Source organism: Streptomyces cyaneochromogenes, from assembly GCF_003963535.1.
GTDB lineage: Bacteria > Actinomycetota > Actinomycetes > Streptomycetales > Streptomycetaceae > Streptomyces > Streptomyces shaanxiensis.
On record NZ_CP034539.1, the window covers coordinates 6353544 to 6368792 of the forward strand.

The window sequence follows — 15249 nt, forward strand, 5'->3', positions numbered from 1 at the left end:
ATTCCGCGCACGCGAAGGTGCGCCGATCAGGTCTCTTCGGTGGCAGAGTCGCTGGTAGACGTGGTCTGCCGGAACAGCCACTCGGACTTCAGTTCGGCATATCCGGGCTTGATCACGTCATTGATCATGGCTAGGCGTTCATCGAAAGGAATGAACGATGATTTCATCGCATTGACGGAGAACCACTGCATGTCGTCGAGCGTGTAACCGAATGCGTCGACAAGATGCTCGAATTCCCGGCTCATGCTGGTGTGGGACATCAGGCGGTTGTCGGTGTTCACGGTGGCGCGGAAGTGCAGCCGCCGCAGCAGGCCGATGGGGTGGGCGGCGTAGGAGTCGGCGGCGCCCGTCTGGAGGTTGGAACTCGGGCACAGCTCCAGCGGGATGCGCTTGTCCCGTACGTACGAGGCGAGCCGGCCGAGCTTCACCGAGCCGTCGGCGTGCACCTGGATGTCGTCGATGATCCGCACCCCGTGCCCGAGCCGGTCCGCGCCGCACCACTGCAGGGCCTGCCAGATGGACGGCAGGCCGAAGGCCTCGCCCGCGTGGATGGTGAAGTGGTTGTTCTCGCGCTTGAGGTACTCGAAGGCGTCGAGATGCCGGGTGGGCGGGTGGCCGGCCTCGGCGCCCGCGATGTCGAAGCCGACGACGCCCAGATCGCGGTAGCGGTTGGCGAGTTCGGCGATCTCCAGCGCGCGGGCGGCGTGCCGCATGGCGGTGAGCAGGGCGCCCACGCGGATACGGTGGCCGTTCTCCCGCGCGATCCGCTCGCCCTGCCGGAACCCCTCGTTCACGGCCTCGACGACCTCTTCGAGGCCGAGCCCGGCTTCGAGGTGCTGCTCGGGCGCGTAGCGCACCTCGGCGTAGACGACCCCGTCCTCCGCGAGGTCCTCGGCGCACTCGCGGGCGACCCGGACCAGGGCGTCGCGGGTCTGCATCACGCCGACGGTGTGGGAGAAGGTCTCCAGGTACCGCTCCAGCGAGCCGGAGTCGGCGGCCTCGTGGAACCAGACGCCGAGCTTGTCCGGGTCGGTCTCGGGGAGCTGGGTGTAGCCCGACGCGCGGGCGAGCTCGACGATCGTGCCGGGGCGGAGCCCGCCGTCGAGGTGGTCGTGCAGCAGAACCTTCGGTGCCCGGCGGATCTGGTCCGAGCTCGGGGTGTTCGCCTTCTGGGCAGTCTCGCTCGTCATTTTCGCACTGTAACGCCTACGCGCGTAGAGATCCCGTTCCGTCGCCCGTCCTGTTTTCTGCTTTACGCATCCGTCGATACGTAACGGTGACCCCACGGACAGGGCACGTACACCCGTCCTTCTGACACTGTTCTGTCATGGCACAGCAAGCGACGCCGGTTCGCAGGGCCCGGCTGGGCAGGGCGATCGGGCCGGAGCCGACAGCGGTGAGCGGCGTGGTGCTCCTGCTTCCCGGTGGTGACGAGGTCTCACATCGCAAACCGGCGACGTTGTTGGCGACCTCGTACGTACGGTCGTTGGGGCGCCGTCTGGTGCGGGCGGGCCGCGGGGAGGGGATCGCCGCGCATGTGGTCCACTACCGCTTCCGCGGGTGGAACGGCAGTGCCGCGAACCAGGCGAGCGACGCGTTGTGGGCCGCGGACGAGGTCGTACGGCGCTATGGGGACGTCCCTGTGTGTCTCGCCGGGGTGGACATGGGCGGGCGGGCAGCCCTGCACGCGGCGGGTCATGAGGCCGTCAACTCCGTGCTCGCCGTGGCGCCTTGGCTGCCGGAGGAGGACCTGGCGGCCTCGCCCGAACCGGTGAAACAGCTCGCGGGGCGGCAGGTGTTGATCGTGCACGGCACGAACGACGAGCGCACCGATCCCGAGCTGTCGTTCCGGCTGGCGGCGCGGGCGAAGAAGGCGAACCGGGATGTGTGCCGGTTCGAAGTGCATGCCGATGGGCACGGGTTGCACCAGTACCGGGACGAAGTCCTCGCGCTGGCCGAGGACTTCGTCATGGGGGTGCTGTTCGGGCGGGTGTTCTCGCGGCCGGTCGCCGATGCGTTCGCGGCTCCGCCTCCTTTGGGACTTCGGATGCCGTTGGCTGCCGGGTTCGGTAAGTCGTTGCGGCGGTAGCGCCGTTGGGGTTGATGGTTCGTCGGCGGGTGCGGGTGGTTTGTGGTTGCTCGCGCCCACGCGGCGGATCCGCATATCGACACAGCCCCGCGCCCCTTTAGGGCAACAGACTTCCCCTTCTTGAGAGCAGGAACTTCTTGAAGGCCGCCACCGGGGGTGTGTCCGGGCGGTCCGCCAGCCAGGCCACGCCGATTTCTCGTGCCGCGCGTGGGGCCGTGACCGTCAGTTCCGCCACTCCCGGGCGCGGCACCGCCGGTGGTGGCAGCAGGGCCACCCCCAAGCCCGCCGCGACCAGGCCTCTCAGGGTCTCCGCCTCCTCGCCCTCGAAGGCGATACGGGGCCTGAAGCCCGCCTCCTTGCACAGGTCGTCCGTGATGCGGCGCATGCCGTAGCCGGGCTCCAGGGTCACGAAGATCTCGTCGGCCGCCTCGGCCAGGCGGATGCGTTTGCGGGCGGCGAGGCGGTGGTCGGCGGGGACGACCAGGCGGAGTTTCTGTTCGTCGAGGCGGCGGGCGACCAGGTCGGGGGCGTCCGGGACGGGGGAGGTCAGACACAGGTCCAGTTCGCCCGCCCGCAGGCGTTCGAGCATCGCCTCGCCGTAGTTCTGGACCAGGCTGAAGCGGACGCGCGGGTGGTCGGCGCGGAAGTCGTGCAGGAGGCCGGGGACGGTTTCCGCGCCCATGGTGTGCAGGAAGCCGAAGGCGACCTTGCCGGTGGCCGGGTCGGCGTCGGCGCGTACCTCCTCGGCGGCGCGCCGGACCTCGGCGAGGGCGCGTTCGGCCGAGGCGAGGAAGGTACGGCCGGCGGGGGTCAGGGAGACCGTACGGCCGTGGCGGGCGAACAGGTCGACGCCCAGGTCCTGTTCGAGGCGGACCATGGCCCGCGACAGGGTGGACTGCGGGACCCGCATCTCCTGGGCGGCCCGGGTGACGTGCTCGGTGCGGGCGACGCCGGCGAAATAGGCGAGGCGGGGTGCGAGCAGCCTCGACAGATCTTCCATGTCTTCTGTGTCACTGGATGGTGACAGTCGAGCCTGTGAGCTGTGTTGATGCGCCATGGGAACGATTATGGCGAATCCATGCATTGGACGGATGAGTGGGCGGGTACGTAGCTTCGAAGCATGTCTCCCGCCAGTACCGGGGCGTCCACCATCGTGGGCGCCGCACCCGCTGTCCCTGTCGTCGACTCCCGTATGGCCCCGGGCGGCCCCGGCTACCGCCGGATGAGCTTCGCCCTCTTCCTCGCCGGTGTCGCGACCTTCGCCCTGCTGTACTCCACCCAGGCCCTGCTGCCGCTGATCTCCGGTGAGTTCGGGGTGGCGGCGAGCGAGGCGAGCTGGACGGTCGCGGCGGCGACGGGCGGTCTGGCGCTGTTCGTGCTGCCCATGAGCGCCCTGTCGGAGCGCTTCGGACGCCGTACGGTCATGACCGCGTCGCTCGCGGTCGCGGTGACGGTCGGGCTGCTGGTCCCCTTCGCGCCGAACCTGACCGCCCTGGTCGTGCTGCGGGCGGTCCAGGGCGCCGCGCTGGCGGGTCTGCCGGCGTCGGCGACGGCGTATCTCGCCGAGGAGGTCCGGCCGAAGGCGCTGATCACGGCGATCGGGCTGTTCGTCGCGGGCAACAGCGTCGGCGGGATGAGCGGTCGCGTGATCACCGGCTGGGTCGCGCAGGAGTGGGGCTGGCGGGTCGCGGTCGGCGTGATCGGCGCGATCGCGGTGGCGTGCGCCGTCGCCTTCCGGCTGCTGCTTCCGGCGCCGCGCAACTTCAAGCCGGGCTCGCTGCGGCCGCGGGTGCTGGCCCGCACGGTCCGCGACCACCTCTCCAACCCGCTGCTGTGCCGTCTGTACGCGATCGGCGCGCTGTTCATGACCGTCTTCGGCGGCGTGTACACGGTGATCGGCTACCGCCTGACGGAGGCCCCGTTCGGCCTGCCGCAGGGGATCATCGGCTCGATCTTCCTGGTGTACCTGGTCGGTACGGTGTCGGCGTCGACGGCGGGGCGGCTGGTGGGCCGTCTGGGCCGGCGCGGTGCGCTGTACGCGGCGGGGGCCACCACCGCGCTGGGGCTGCTGCTGTCCCTCGCCGGCTCGCTGCCGCTCGTCCTGCTGGGCCTGGTCCTGATCACGGGCGGCTTCTTCGCGGGGCACGCCGTGGCCTCGTCGGCGGTCAGCAAGACGGCCACGCACGGCCGCGCGCAGGCCTCGGCCCTGTACCAGTCCGCCTACTACGTCGGCTCCAGCGCGGGCAGCACGGTCGGCGCGATCGCCTTCCACGCGGGCGGCTGGGCCGGGACCGTCGGGGTCGGGCTGCTGGCGGTGCTCGGCGTCGTGACGATCACGGTGTTCGGGACGCGGGCGGCACGGCTGCAGCGGGAGCGGCTGGCGACGGCTGCCTGAGTTCTGGGTTCTCGTACACGAAGTGGGTGCGCCCCGGCCGCCAGGCGGTGCCGGGGCGCGCTTGTTCGGTGGTCACCAGGCCGTGCGTGCCTTGTTCGCTTTGTCCTCCGACGGGAGCAGGAGCCACAGGGCTATGTAGAGCAGGAACTGCGGGCCGGGGAGCAGGCAGGAGATCAGGAAGATCACGCGCATCGTCGTCGCGGAGGTGCCGAAGCGTCGCGCCAGCGCGGCGCACACTCCGCCGATCATGCGGCCGTGGGTGGGTCGGGCGAGCGCGGTCATGGTGCGGCTCCTTCGCGAGCGTGGGCCGAAGGCCCCTGGTGGGCCTTCCGAGTGGTTGCCTCATCTGACATCCACGCTAGGGCGACGAAGCGGGCAAAGCGTCGCTCTACGGGGCTATCCCGACCCTGGGAATCGTCGGGGTCCGACCCTGAGAGGGCTCCTCCTGGAGGACCGTCGGCCGTGGGCGCCGGGACCTGCGGCGGAGCCAGGTGCGGGTGGCGGGGACGATCGTCGCGTGCGCGAGGGCCACGCCGACCGTGTTCAGGAGCAGGGAGTCGACGTCCACGACCTGGCCCGGGACGCCGGTCTGCAGCAGCTCGATGCCCAGGGAGACCAGGGCGCCGGCGGCGACCGTGCGGACCAGGGAGCCGAGCGGGGAGGTGTTGTGGAGCCTGCCGTGGGCCATCGGGATCAGGACGCCGAGCGGGGCGAGCAGGGCGAGGCCGTCGATGAGGCTGCGGGCGGCCTCCTGCCAGCCCAGGGCCAGATCGGCTCTTATCCCGGCGAACGGCCGCAGGTTGGCCGGCATCACCCAGGGGACGTCCAGGGGGCGCAGGGTCAGCCAGGCGACGAACGCGAGGTGTGCGACCAGGAGGACACCCCCCGTCGCACGGATGCGGATCGCGGCGCTGCCGCCGATGGAGCCTTGACGCTGCACGCCCCCCTAGACGCGCCCCCCGGCGGGATCGGTTCCGGGACACGCCCCGGTGGGGTGAGGCGTCCGCCACACGGGCCTGCGGCGCCAGGGGCTCTGCCCCCTGGACCCCGCTCCTCAAACGCCGGAGGGGCTGGATTTCACCGGCCCAGGCATTTCAGCCCGTCCGGCGTTTGAGGACGAGGCCCTTCAGGGCCGAAGCGGGGGTCTGGGGGGCCGCAGGCCCCCAGCGGGGGCGGCACCAACGTCACCCGCCCGAAACGTCGCTCGCCGGAGGCTCGTTGCTGCCCGGCCGCGTGCGGACCTCGTCCGTGCACTCGTAGCGGCGCGGGGGCGCGGCGGTCGGGCCGCCCAGGATGACCGAGCCGTCGCCCTCGGCGGCCGTCGAGTCCGAGAACGTGCAGACGATCTGGGCGAGGGCGTACGACGTCAGGTCGCCCGGCGGGGTGCTCAGGCGCAGTGTCTCGTCGGGGTCGTCACGGCGGGGGCCGCTCACGCTCATGGCGCCGCGGACGTCCGTGGTGTAGCCGGCCTCCTTCTCGTCGGCCGACGGGGTTTCCTCCAGCTCGTCCAGCAGGCCCTGGGCGACCAGCACACGGCGCTCTGAGTCCGCCGTGCCGTCCGGGACCCGTACGGTCCGTTCCACGGCCACCAGTTGGGAGCCGCACAGGAGGAACACCTGCACCGGAAGGCCGCGCGAGGCCTGCGTCGAGACGTCCGGCTCGGAGAGCGAGCAGTGCACGCGTGAGGGGGCCGGGCCGAAGTCGGTCGGCACCTCCGTGGCCCGTATGCCGCACCCGGTGAGGAGCGTGGCGGTGAGTACGGAGAGCGTCAGCAGGCGGCGTACGGGAACGCCCGTCGAGTCGCGCACGTCCATCAGGCGTCCCCCTTCTTCGCGTCGTCGGCGTCCTTGCCGTTGCCCCCGGCGCCACCGTTGCCGTTCGTCTGCTCGGCCAGCTCCGACGCGTCCCGGGGCAGCCGCAGGGTGAACACCGCGCCGCCCTCGGGGGAGTTGGCGGCGGTGATCTCGCCGCCGTGGATGTGGGCGTTCTCCAGGGCGATGGACAGGCCGAGTCCGCTGCCCTCGGAGCGGGGGCGGGAGGCGCTGGCCTTGTAGAAGCGGTCGAAGACGTGCGGGAGGACGTCCTCGGGGATGCCGGGGCCGTGGTCGCGGACCTCGATGACGACGGAGTCGTCCGCCGCACGGACCGCGACACGCACCGGCGAGCCGCCGTGCTTGAGCGCGTTGCCGATGAGGTTGGCCAGGATGACGTCCAGGCGGCGCGGGTCCAGGCGGGCCATGATGCCGCGCTCGGCGTCCAGGTCGACCGCGTCCAGCCAGGCGCGGGCGTCGATGCAGGCGGTGATCTGGTCGGCGACGTCGACGTTGTCCAGGACCAGGCGGGCCGTGCCCGCGTCGAAGCGGGTGACCTCCATGAGGTTCTCGACGAGGTCGTTCAGGCGGCGCGTCTCGCTGACGACGAGGCGTACGGCGGGTTCGATCATCGGGTCCATGGACCCGGACTCCGCCTCCAGCTCCTCCTCCAGCACCTCTGTCACGGCGGTGATCGCGGTGAGGGGCGTACGGAGCTCGTGGGACATGTCCGCGACGAACCGGCGGGACGCCTCGTCGCGTGCGGCCATGTCGTCGACCCGCTTCTCCAGCGCCTCGGCGGCGTTGTTGAACGTCCGGGAGAGGTCGGCCAGTTCGTCCGTGCCGGAGACACGCAGGCGGGTGTCCAGCTTGCCCTCGCCGAGGCGGCGGGCGGCGACGCCGAGGCGCTGCACCGGCTTCAGTACGGTCGTGGCGGCGGCCTGCGCGAGCAGCGCGGAACCGATCAGCGCGAGGCCCGTGGCGATACCGAGCGACCAGGCCAGCGAGTTGAGGTCCTTGGCCTCCTGCTCCAGGGACTTGAGCATGTAGCCGGTCGGACCGCCGCCGTTCACGCGCGTACCGGCGATCAGGTACGGGGTGTCGTCCACCACGATCCGCTGCCAGTACAGGTGGTACTCGGACTCGCCGCCGGTTTTGGCCTCCTGCTTCTCGTTCACCGCCGTACGCAGCGACTTGGGCACGTCCGTGAGCGTGAAGCCGTCCAGGCCGCCGGAGCTGCTGTAGACCGGTTTGCCGTCGGCGTCCTGGGCGACCAGCAGGACGGAGAAGCGCTGGCTGCTGTTGGCCATCTGACCGGCGGTGTGCTGCAGTTCGTCCTGCGTCGGCTGCTGGGGCAGCAGGCCCGCGCGGTTCTGCATCTGCTGCTCGAAGTCGCGCAGCACCGCGTCCTGCGTGCGCCTGAGCACCGCCTCGCGGTTGAGCCAGTAGGCGATGCCGGACGCGGACACGGCGGCCGTGAGCGCCACCAGGCCGAAGACGACCACGAGCCGCAGCCGCAGACTGGTGAAGCGCAGCCGTGACCACACTCCCTTACGAGCCGCGAACCAGCCGCGGAACCCCCCTTGCGCGTCGGTCACTGAGGTGTGTCCAGCCGGTAGCCGACACCACGGACCGTACGGATCAGCGTGGGGGAGGACGGTACGTCCTCGACCTTCGCGCGCAGCCGCTGGACGCAGGCGTCCACGAGGCGCGAGTCGCCGAGGTAGTCGTGCTCCCAGACCAGGCGCAGCAGCTGCTGGCGGGACAGGGCCTGGCCCGGCCGGCGGCTCAGTTCGAGCAGCAGGCGCAGCTCGGTCGGGGTGAGCTGGAGGTCCTCGCCGTTCTTCGTCACGGTCATCGCCGCACGGTCGATGACCAGGCTGCCGAAGGTCGCCGCGTCGTTCGACTCCCGCTCCCCGCGCCGCAGCACGGCCCGGATGCGGGCGTCGAGGACCCGCCCCTGCACGGGTTTGACGACGTAGTCGTCCGCGCCGGACTCCAGTCCGACCACGACGTCGATGTCGTCGCTGCGCGCGGTCAGCAGGATGATCGGCAGCTGGTCGGTGCGCCGGATGCGGCGGCACACCTCGAAGCCGTCGATGCCGGGCAGCATCACATCCAGCACGATCAGGTCCGGACGCTGCTCACGCAGCAGTTTCAGACCGTCCTCGCCCGTGGCAGCGGTGGCCACGCGGTGTCCCTGGCGGGTCAGTGAGAGCTCCAGGGCCGTGCGGATGGCGTCGTCGTCCTCGATCAGCAACAGGGAAGGCACGGGGCTCATTCTGGCCCATGCGGGGGTGGTCTTTCGACACCTGTACGAGCTGTACGCCTACGCGCACGTAGCGCTCATGTCTGTGGTTGTGCTGTCCCGCGCCTGGGGGCGACCTCTGGCACAGGCCGCTGTGACAGGTCTGTGACAGTCGGCGGACACGGCGATGAAGGTGCCCGGGCAAGCTTTTCGGCACAGGCAGAACAGCAAGCCGCACCACAGCAAGACGAACGACCAGACACCGGAAGTCCACGACGGGGGGCGCGAGATGAACACGCTGCACGGCACCAGCAACAGCGCAGTGATCACGCGTCTGCACGACGTGAACGGGGGCCGGGGTTCGGAGAAGTCCGGTGCCGTGAGCGGGCGGGGGTGCGCTCGCGGCACCGGGCGTCAGCACACCGCGTACATGACGGTGGTTGACGGTTTCACGGGGGAACCGCACGGGGGAACCGCGTACAGGGAGGACTCGGGGGAGCGTCGCCGCTCGCTGTCGGAGACCGTAGACGCCGAAGCGGCGTTTACCGCCTACGTCCAGGAGCGTCGCGCCTCCCTGTACGCAACCGCCTACCACCTGACCGGTGACCGCTTCGAGGCCGAGGACCTGCTGCAGAGCGCGCTGTTCTCGACGTACAAGGCCTGGGACCGGATCAGCGACAAGGCCGCGGTCGGGGGCTACCTCCGCCGCACCATGACGAACCTGCACATCAGCGCGTGGCGCCGCCGCAAGCTGAACGAGTACCCGACCGAGGAGCTGCCGGAGACGCCCGGCGACACGGACGCGATGCGCGGCACCGAACTGCGCGCGGTCCTGTGGCAGGCGCTCGCCCGGCTGCCCGAGCTCCAGCGCACGATGCTGGTCCTCCGCTACTACGAGGGCCGCACCGACCCGGAGATCGCGGAGATCCTCGACATCAGTGTCGGCACGGTGAAGTCCAGCATCTGGCGCTCCCTGCGCCGGCTGCGCGAGGACGAGGTCCTCAGCTTCGGCCGTGACGAGGAGGACGCCTTCGGGGAGCTCGTCGCCTGAAGGTCCGGGGGGACGCACCAGGGGGAGCGGTAAGAGTGGGGGGACCCACGGGGGTCGGGGGGCCCACGGGGGACCAACGGGGGAAAACGGGGGGTGCTCCACCACGGGGGACGAGGTGGAGCACAACGAGAGCGGGGCTGGAGGGCCGGGGGGTCCATCCAGTCCCGTTCTTGCTGTGCGCTCAGCGGGCCTTCATGAGCGTCGCTTCGGCGGGCGTGTCACCGACGGCGATGGCGACGGCCGGGTCCGTCCCCTGGACCGCGTACGCGGTGATCCTGCCCTCGGGGACGGTGACCCCGGGATCGTTCGGCGTGTCGTCGCACTCCGGGACCGTGGCGGTGCCCAGCCTCTCCCCCACGGCGAAGTCGATGTTCGCGACACCCAGATAGGAGCGGCCCCCGTACGTCACCATGTGCGCGCAGGACGCCTCGGCCGCACCACCCGACTCCGCACAGCCGACGACCGCCGAGAGAAGCAGGGCCGTCACGACCAGCCGTCGGCCGGCCCGTTGCGCAGTGGTCATCGGCTTCCTTTCCGCAGGACCGCTATTCCGGTCCTACGACGGAGCAGTCGCCGTCTTCGTTCAGCCGGCCGGGGTCGCCGCCGGGCACCGGCCCGCCGCGGCCGCGGTGAGGCGGCCCAGGGCCTCGTCCCGGTCGCAGGCGTACGCGCCCAGTGCCGTCTGGCGGGCGATGATCGACCGCTCCAGGCGCATCAGGCGCCAGCCTCGGCGCAGCAGGAACGGGACCGACTTGCGGCCCTCCTTCAGGTCGCGCAGGAAGCGGCGGCGGAACGTCTTGACCGGGCCGCGGCTCAGGCACAGCGCGTCGGCCAGCACGCCGAGTTCCCGGCAGCGGGTCACGATCTCGGCCGCGAAGATGCCCTCCGCGATGAACAGCGGGGTCCGCCCGATCTCGACGCTCTCCGCGCCGGTGCGGGCGCTGAGCGAGATGTCGTACAGCGGGACGTTCGTACGGCCCGTGCGGCACAGCTCCACGACCGCCGCCACGGCCGTGTCGGCGTCCCACGAGTCGGGGTGGTCCCAGTCGATGTCGGAGCTCCCGGGGACCTGCGGCAGGGTCGGGTCGTCGCCCTCCTTGTAGAAGTCGTCGAGCCGCAGTACCGGAAGACCGGAGCGGGCGGCGAGGAGGGACTTGCCGGAGCCGGAGGGGCCGCAGAGCAGCACGACTCGCGTCGGTATGGGCGGTTGGGAACTCACGGGACACCAGTGTGAGGCATGGACCTGCCAGGGGACGACCCGGTGGACCGCGTTTGAAGCGTGCGTCACACCCCGACTACACCTCGCGTTCACCTGGCTACCTTGCGCGGCGGGAACGGCAGAGAGCCGCGCCTCCCCCGGACGGAGGGGAAGCGCGGCTCTCCGGTCTCTGTGCCGGCCGGTCCGGTGCTCAGTACGACGAGCCGGACGCGCCCAGGGAGCCCGTCGGGTGCCAGACCGTCTTCGTCTCCAGGAACGCCGTCATGCGGTCGATGCCCGGGGTCTCGGTCCAGTTGTCCACAGGCTGTGGACGAAGGACGCGCTTGAGGTTGTCCGCCGCGGCGATCTCCAGCTCCTTCGCCAGGACGTCGTCGGCACCGGCCAGATCGATCGCGTTGACGTCCTGGTGCGCGGCGAGCGGCGTCGCGATCTCCGCCGTACGGCCGGACAGGACGTTGACCACACCGCCGGGCAGGTCGGACGTGGCCAGCACCTCGCCGAGGGACAGGGCGGGCAGCGGGGACCTCTCGGACGCCACCACGATCGCCGTGTTGCCCGTGGCGATCACCGGGGCGACGACCGAGACCAGGCCCAGGAACGACGACTCCTGCGGGGCCACCACGGCCACCACACCCGTCGGCTCGGGGGAGGAGAGGTTGAAGTACGGGCCCGCGACCGGGTTTCCGCCCCCGACCACCTGGGCGATCTTGTCGGTCCAGCCCGCGTACCAGACCCAGCGGTCGATCGCCGCGTCGACCTGCGCCGCCGCCTTCGACTTCGACAGGCCCTCCGCGTCGGCGACCTCGCGGACGTACTGCTCGCGGCGGCCCTCCAGCATCTCGGCGATGCGGTAGAGGATCTGGCCGCGGTTGTACGCCGTCGCGCCGGACCAGCCGCCGAACGCCTTGCGTGCGGCGACCACGGCGTCACGGGCGTCCTTGCGGGACGACAGCGGGACGTTCGCCAGCCAGTTGCCCTTCGAGTCGGTCACCTCGTACACCCGGCCGCTCTCGGAACGCGGGAACTTCCCGCCGACGTACAGCTTGTAGGTCTTGAAGACGCTCAGACGCTGCTGCTCGGACTTGTCAGACATCGAGGTACGCCTCCAGGCCGTGGCGGCCGCCCTCGCGGCCGAAGCCCGACTCCTTGTAGCCGCCGAACGGCGAGGTCGGGTCGAACTTGTTGAACGTGTTGGACCAGACGACGCCCGCACGGAGCTTGTTCGCGACCGCGAGGATGCGCGAGCCCTTCTCCGTCCAGACGCCCGCCGACAGGCCGTACGGCGTGTTGTTGGCCTTGGCGACGGCCTCGTCCGGCGTACGGAAGGTCAGGACCGACAGCACCGGGCCGAAGATCTCGTCGCGGGCGATCCGGTGCGCCTGGGTGACGTTCGTGAAGAGCGTCGGGGCGAACCAGTAGCCGGCGGACGGGATGTCGCAGGCCGGGGACCAGCGCTCGGCGCCCTCCGCCTCGCCCTGCTCGACGAGCGAGGTGATGCGGGTGAGCTGCTCCTCGGAGTTGATCGCGCCGATGTCGGTGTTCTTGTCGAGGGGGTCGCCGAGGCGGAGCGTGGAGAGGCGACGCTTCAGCGACTCCAGCAGCTCGTCCTGGATCGACTCCTGGACCAGCAGCCGGCTGCCCGCGCAGCAGACCTGGCCCTGGTTGAAGAAGATCCCGTTGACGATCCCCTCCACGGCCTGGTCGATCGGGGCGTCGTCGAAGACGATGTTGGCGCCCTTGCCGCCGAGCTCCAGGGTGAGCTTCTTGCGGCTGCCGGCGACGGTCCGGGCGATCTCCTTGCCGACGGCCGTGGAACCGGTGAAGGCGACCTTGTTCACGTCCGGGTGGGCCACGAGCGCGGCGCCCGTGTCGCCGTATCCCGGAAGGATGTTGACGACGCCCTTGGGCAGGCCCGCCTGGCGGCAGATGTCCGCGAAGAAGAGCGCGGACAGGGGGGTCGTCTCGGCGGGCTTGAGCACCACCGTGTTTCCGGTGGCGAGCGCGGGGGCGATCTTCCAGGCCAGCATCAGCAGCGGGAAGTTCCACGGGATGACCTGCCCGGCCACACCCAGCGGCTTCGGGTTCGCCCCGAAGCCGGCGTGGTCGAGCTTGTCCGCCCAGCCCGCGTAGTAGAAGAAGTGCGCGGCGACCAGCGGAAGGTCCGCGTCGCGGGTCTCCTTGATCGGCTTGCCGTTGTCCAGGGTCTCCAGGACGGCCAGCTCGCGGCTGCGCTCCTGGATGATCCGGGCGATGCGGAACAGGTACTTCGCGCGCTCCGAGCCCGGCAGCGCCGACCACTTCTCGAAGGCCTTGCGGGCAGCCTTCACGGCGCGGTCCACGTCCGCCTCGCCGGCCTGGGCGATCTCGGAGAGGACCTCCTCGCTGGACGGCGAGACGGTCTTGAAGACCTTGCCGTCGGCGGCCTCGGTGAACTCGCCGTCGATGAACAGGCCGTACGAGGGAGCGATGTCGACGATTCCGCGGGACTCGGGGGCCGGTGCGTATTCGAATACCGATGCCATGGTGATCAGTCCACCGTCACGTAGTCGGGGCCGGAGTAGCGGCCGGTGGCCAGCTTCTGACGCTGCATCAGCAGATCGTTCAGGAGCGAGGAGGCGCCGAAGCGGAACCAGTGGTTGTCCAGCCAGTCCTCGCCGGCGGTCTCGTTGACCAGGACGAGAAACTTGATGGCGTCCTTGGTCGTCCTGATCCCGCCGGCCGGCTTCACGCCGACCTGGATGCCGGTCTGGGCGCGGAAGTCCCGCACCGCTTCCAGCATAAGGAGCGTGTTCGCGGGGGTGGCGTTGACGGCGACCTTGCCGGTGGACGTCTTGATGAAGTCGGCGCCCGCCAGCATGCCGAGCCAGCTCGCCCGCCGGATGTTGTCGTACGTCGACAGCTCGCCGGTCTCGAAGATGACCTTGAGCCGGGCACTCGTCCCGCAGGCCTCCTTCACGGCGACGATCTCGTCGTACACCTTCATGTAGTTCCCCGCGAGGAACGCCCCGCGGTCGATGACCATGTCGACCTCGTCCGCACCGGCCGAGACGGCGTCCCGGACGTCGGCCAGCTTCACGCCGAGGGCGGCGCGGCCGGCCGGGAAGGCGGTGGCGACGGAGGCGACCTTCACTCCGGACCCGGCGACGGCCTCCTTGGCGGTGGCCACCATGTCCGGGTAGACGCAGACGGCCGCGGTCGCCGGGGTCGTACGGTCGGTGGGGTCGGGGTGGACCGCCTTGGCGCCGAGCGCCCGGACCTTGCCCGGGGTGTCCGCGCCTTCCAGCGTCGTCAGGTCGACCATCGAGATGGCGAGGTCGATGGCGTACGCCTTGGCGGTCGTCTTGATGGAACGGGTACCGAGCGACGCGGCGCGCGCCTCCAGGCCGACCGCGTCGACGCCGGGCAGCCCGTGAAGGAAGCGACGCAGCGTGCTGTCGGACGCGGTGACGTCCGAGAGGGTGTGAGCTGCGGTGGGTGCATTGGTGGGCATGGTCACCAGACGAGCATATCTACGCGCGTAGCGGCTGTACACCCCGGAGGGATGGATCTGAGGTGCGGATCCTGATGACGCCGGGGAGCCGTCTCACCCAAGGGGCGCGGGGAACTGCGCGACCAGCCCCCACAACCCGCACCCGCGAACAGAACGCGCCCCCCACGGCGAGTGGGCGCCCCCGCCAAGCCGCCGGCAGGCATGCGGCACAATCGGGCTCATGACGACCCCCGAGCCCCAGCCCCCCACCCCGGACCCCGTATCCAGGGACCGGATCTACCGCTCACCCATGGGCATCGTCGGCGGAGTCCTCCTCCTGGTCGTCGTGCTCTGGCTCGGCATCGACGCCCTGGTCCGCGGCGAGGGCCGCACCCAGTGGCTCGCGCTCGCGGCACTGATCCTCATCGTGCCGCTCGTGTCCGCGTTCACCCTGCGCCCCGCCGTCTACGCCAACGAGGAGCGACTGCGCATCCGCAACCCGCTCCGCATCATCGTGCTGCCCTGGGGCCAGATCGCCTCGCTGCGGTCCGGCTACACGAACGAGGCCATCGCCAAGTCCGGCACCAAGTTCCAGCTCTGGGCGATCCCGGTCTCGTTGCGGGCCCGCAAGAAGGCGGCGCGCCGGTCGGTCTGGGAGGCCGCGGAGCGCAACGCCGCCGAGCGCAGTGAGCGGGGTGGCCGCGGGGGCGGCGGAACGGGGTCCGGAGGGTTCGGGTTCGGGACGTCGCGGGCGGACTTCGACGCCGACGGACCGGCGCGTGCCGAGTCCGACAAGATCATCGCTGAACTGCGGGACCTCCTGGCGCACCGGGAGAACGAGGAGTCCGCGCAGGGCGAGGTGACCGTGCGGTGGGCCTACGAGGTGGTGGCACCGGCGTTCGCGGGTGCCGTGCTGCTGCTGATTCTGCTGCTCATGCCCTGACGGGCCGCCCCGCCCGGCCCTCCG

General features: G+C 70.8%; 16 protein-coding genes. 4 read left to right on the forward strand and 12 right to left on the reverse strand.

Translation table 11 applies throughout. The features are described from left to right. Positions 1-26: 26 nt before the first annotated feature. Positions 27-1190 carry an adenosine deaminase gene (locus EJ357_RS29030; protein WP_126394473.1) on the reverse strand — a complete coding sequence of 388 codons (1164 nt, stop codon included), beginning with the start codon at positions 1188-1190 and terminating at the stop codon, positions 27-29. A gap of 137 nt (positions 1191-1327) precedes the next feature. Between EJ357_RS29030 and EJ357_RS29035 the strand changes: the two genes are divergently transcribed. Continuing rightward, positions 1328-2089 (forward strand): alpha/beta hydrolase, encoded by a 762-nt coding sequence (locus EJ357_RS29035; protein ID WP_126394475.1) that lies wholly within the window; start codon positions 1328-1330, stop codon positions 2087-2089. Between the two features lie 97 nt (positions 2090-2186). On the opposite strand, the gene EJ357_RS29040 is transcribed toward EJ357_RS29035, so the two are convergent. Further along, positions 2187-3146 (reverse strand): LysR family transcriptional regulator, encoded by a 960-nt coding sequence (locus tag EJ357_RS29040; RefSeq protein ID WP_126394476.1) that lies wholly within the window; start codon positions 3144-3146, stop codon positions 2187-2189. 63 nt (positions 3147-3209) lie between these two features. Between EJ357_RS29040 and EJ357_RS29045 the strand changes: the two genes are divergently transcribed. After that, positions 3210-4484, forward strand: coding sequence for an MFS transporter (locus tag EJ357_RS29045; protein ID WP_126394477.1), 1275 nt, complete (start codon positions 3210-3212; stop codon positions 4482-4484). 72 nt (positions 4485-4556) lie between these two features. On the opposite strand, the gene EJ357_RS29050 is transcribed toward EJ357_RS29045, so the two are convergent. The 5 genes from EJ357_RS29050 to afsQ1 all read right to left on the reverse strand — a co-directional run bounded on the left by EJ357_RS29050 (position 4557) and on the right by afsQ1 (position 8567). Continuing rightward, positions 4557-4766, reverse strand: coding sequence for a PspC domain-containing protein (locus EJ357_RS29050; protein WP_126394478.1), 210 nt, complete (start codon positions 4764-4766; stop codon positions 4557-4559). 106 nt (positions 4767-4872) lie between these two features. Continuing rightward, positions 4873-5424 carry a VanZ family protein gene (locus EJ357_RS29055; RefSeq protein WP_126394480.1) on the reverse strand — a complete coding sequence of 184 codons (552 nt, stop codon included), beginning with the start codon at positions 5422-5424 and terminating at the stop codon, positions 4873-4875. 244 nt (positions 5425-5668) lie between these two features. Continuing rightward, positions 5669-6298 (reverse strand): hypothetical protein, encoded by a 630-nt coding sequence (locus EJ357_RS29060; RefSeq protein WP_175647558.1) that lies wholly within the window; start codon positions 6296-6298, stop codon positions 5669-5671. Continuing rightward, positions 6298-7893, reverse strand: coding sequence for a sensor histidine kinase (locus EJ357_RS29065; protein WP_126394481.1), 1596 nt, complete (start codon positions 7891-7893; stop codon positions 6298-6300). Before EJ357_RS29065 ends, EJ357_RS29060 begins: the two co-directional genes overlap by 1 nt. Beyond that, positions 7890-8567 (reverse strand): two-component system response regulator AfsQ1, encoded by a 678-nt coding sequence (gene afsQ1, locus EJ357_RS29070; protein WP_067017699.1) that lies wholly within the window; start codon positions 8565-8567, stop codon positions 7890-7892. Before afsQ1 ends, EJ357_RS29065 begins: the two co-directional genes overlap by 4 nt. Positions 8568-8832: 265 nt before the next feature. Between afsQ1 and EJ357_RS29075 the strand changes: the two genes are divergently transcribed. Further along, on the forward strand, positions 8833-9594 hold the full coding sequence (locus EJ357_RS29075) for a SigE family RNA polymerase sigma factor (RefSeq protein WP_126394483.1): 762 nt from the start codon (positions 8833-8835) through the stop codon (positions 9592-9594). 181 nt (positions 9595-9775) lie between these two features. Here EJ357_RS29075 and EJ357_RS29080 read toward each other — a convergent pair whose 3' ends face one another. From EJ357_RS29080 to deoC, 5 genes are all read right to left on the reverse strand, one after another. Next, positions 9776-10117 (reverse strand): DUF6281 family protein, encoded by a 342-nt coding sequence (locus tag EJ357_RS29080; RefSeq protein WP_126394484.1) that lies wholly within the window; start codon positions 10115-10117, stop codon positions 9776-9778. Between the two features lie 60 nt (positions 10118-10177). Continuing rightward, positions 10178-10813, reverse strand: a complete 636-nt coding sequence (locus tag EJ357_RS29085) for a uridine kinase family protein (protein ID WP_228472639.1) — start codon at positions 10811-10813, stop codon at positions 10178-10180. Between the two features lie 190 nt (positions 10814-11003). Then, complete coding sequence (locus tag EJ357_RS29090) at positions 11004-11906, reverse strand: aldehyde dehydrogenase family protein (protein WP_126394488.1); 903 nt, start codon at positions 11904-11906, stop codon at positions 11004-11006. Beyond that, entirely contained in the window at positions 11899-13335 is a 1437-nt protein-coding gene (locus EJ357_RS29095; protein ID WP_126394490.1) for an aldehyde dehydrogenase family protein, read from the reverse strand. Before EJ357_RS29095 ends, EJ357_RS29090 begins: the two co-directional genes overlap by 8 nt. Positions 13336-13340: 5 nt before the next feature. Further along, on the reverse strand, positions 13341-14303 hold the full coding sequence (deoC, locus tag EJ357_RS29100; protein WP_126400191.1) for a deoxyribose-phosphate aldolase: 963 nt from the start codon (positions 14301-14303) through the stop codon (positions 13341-13343). Between the two features lie 220 nt (positions 14304-14523). Between deoC and EJ357_RS29105 the strand changes: the two genes are divergently transcribed. Then, positions 14524-15225, forward strand: a complete 702-nt coding sequence (locus tag EJ357_RS29105) for a PH domain-containing protein (RefSeq protein ID WP_126394491.1) — start codon at positions 14524-14526, stop codon at positions 15223-15225. Positions 15226-15249 lie beyond the last annotated feature (24 nt).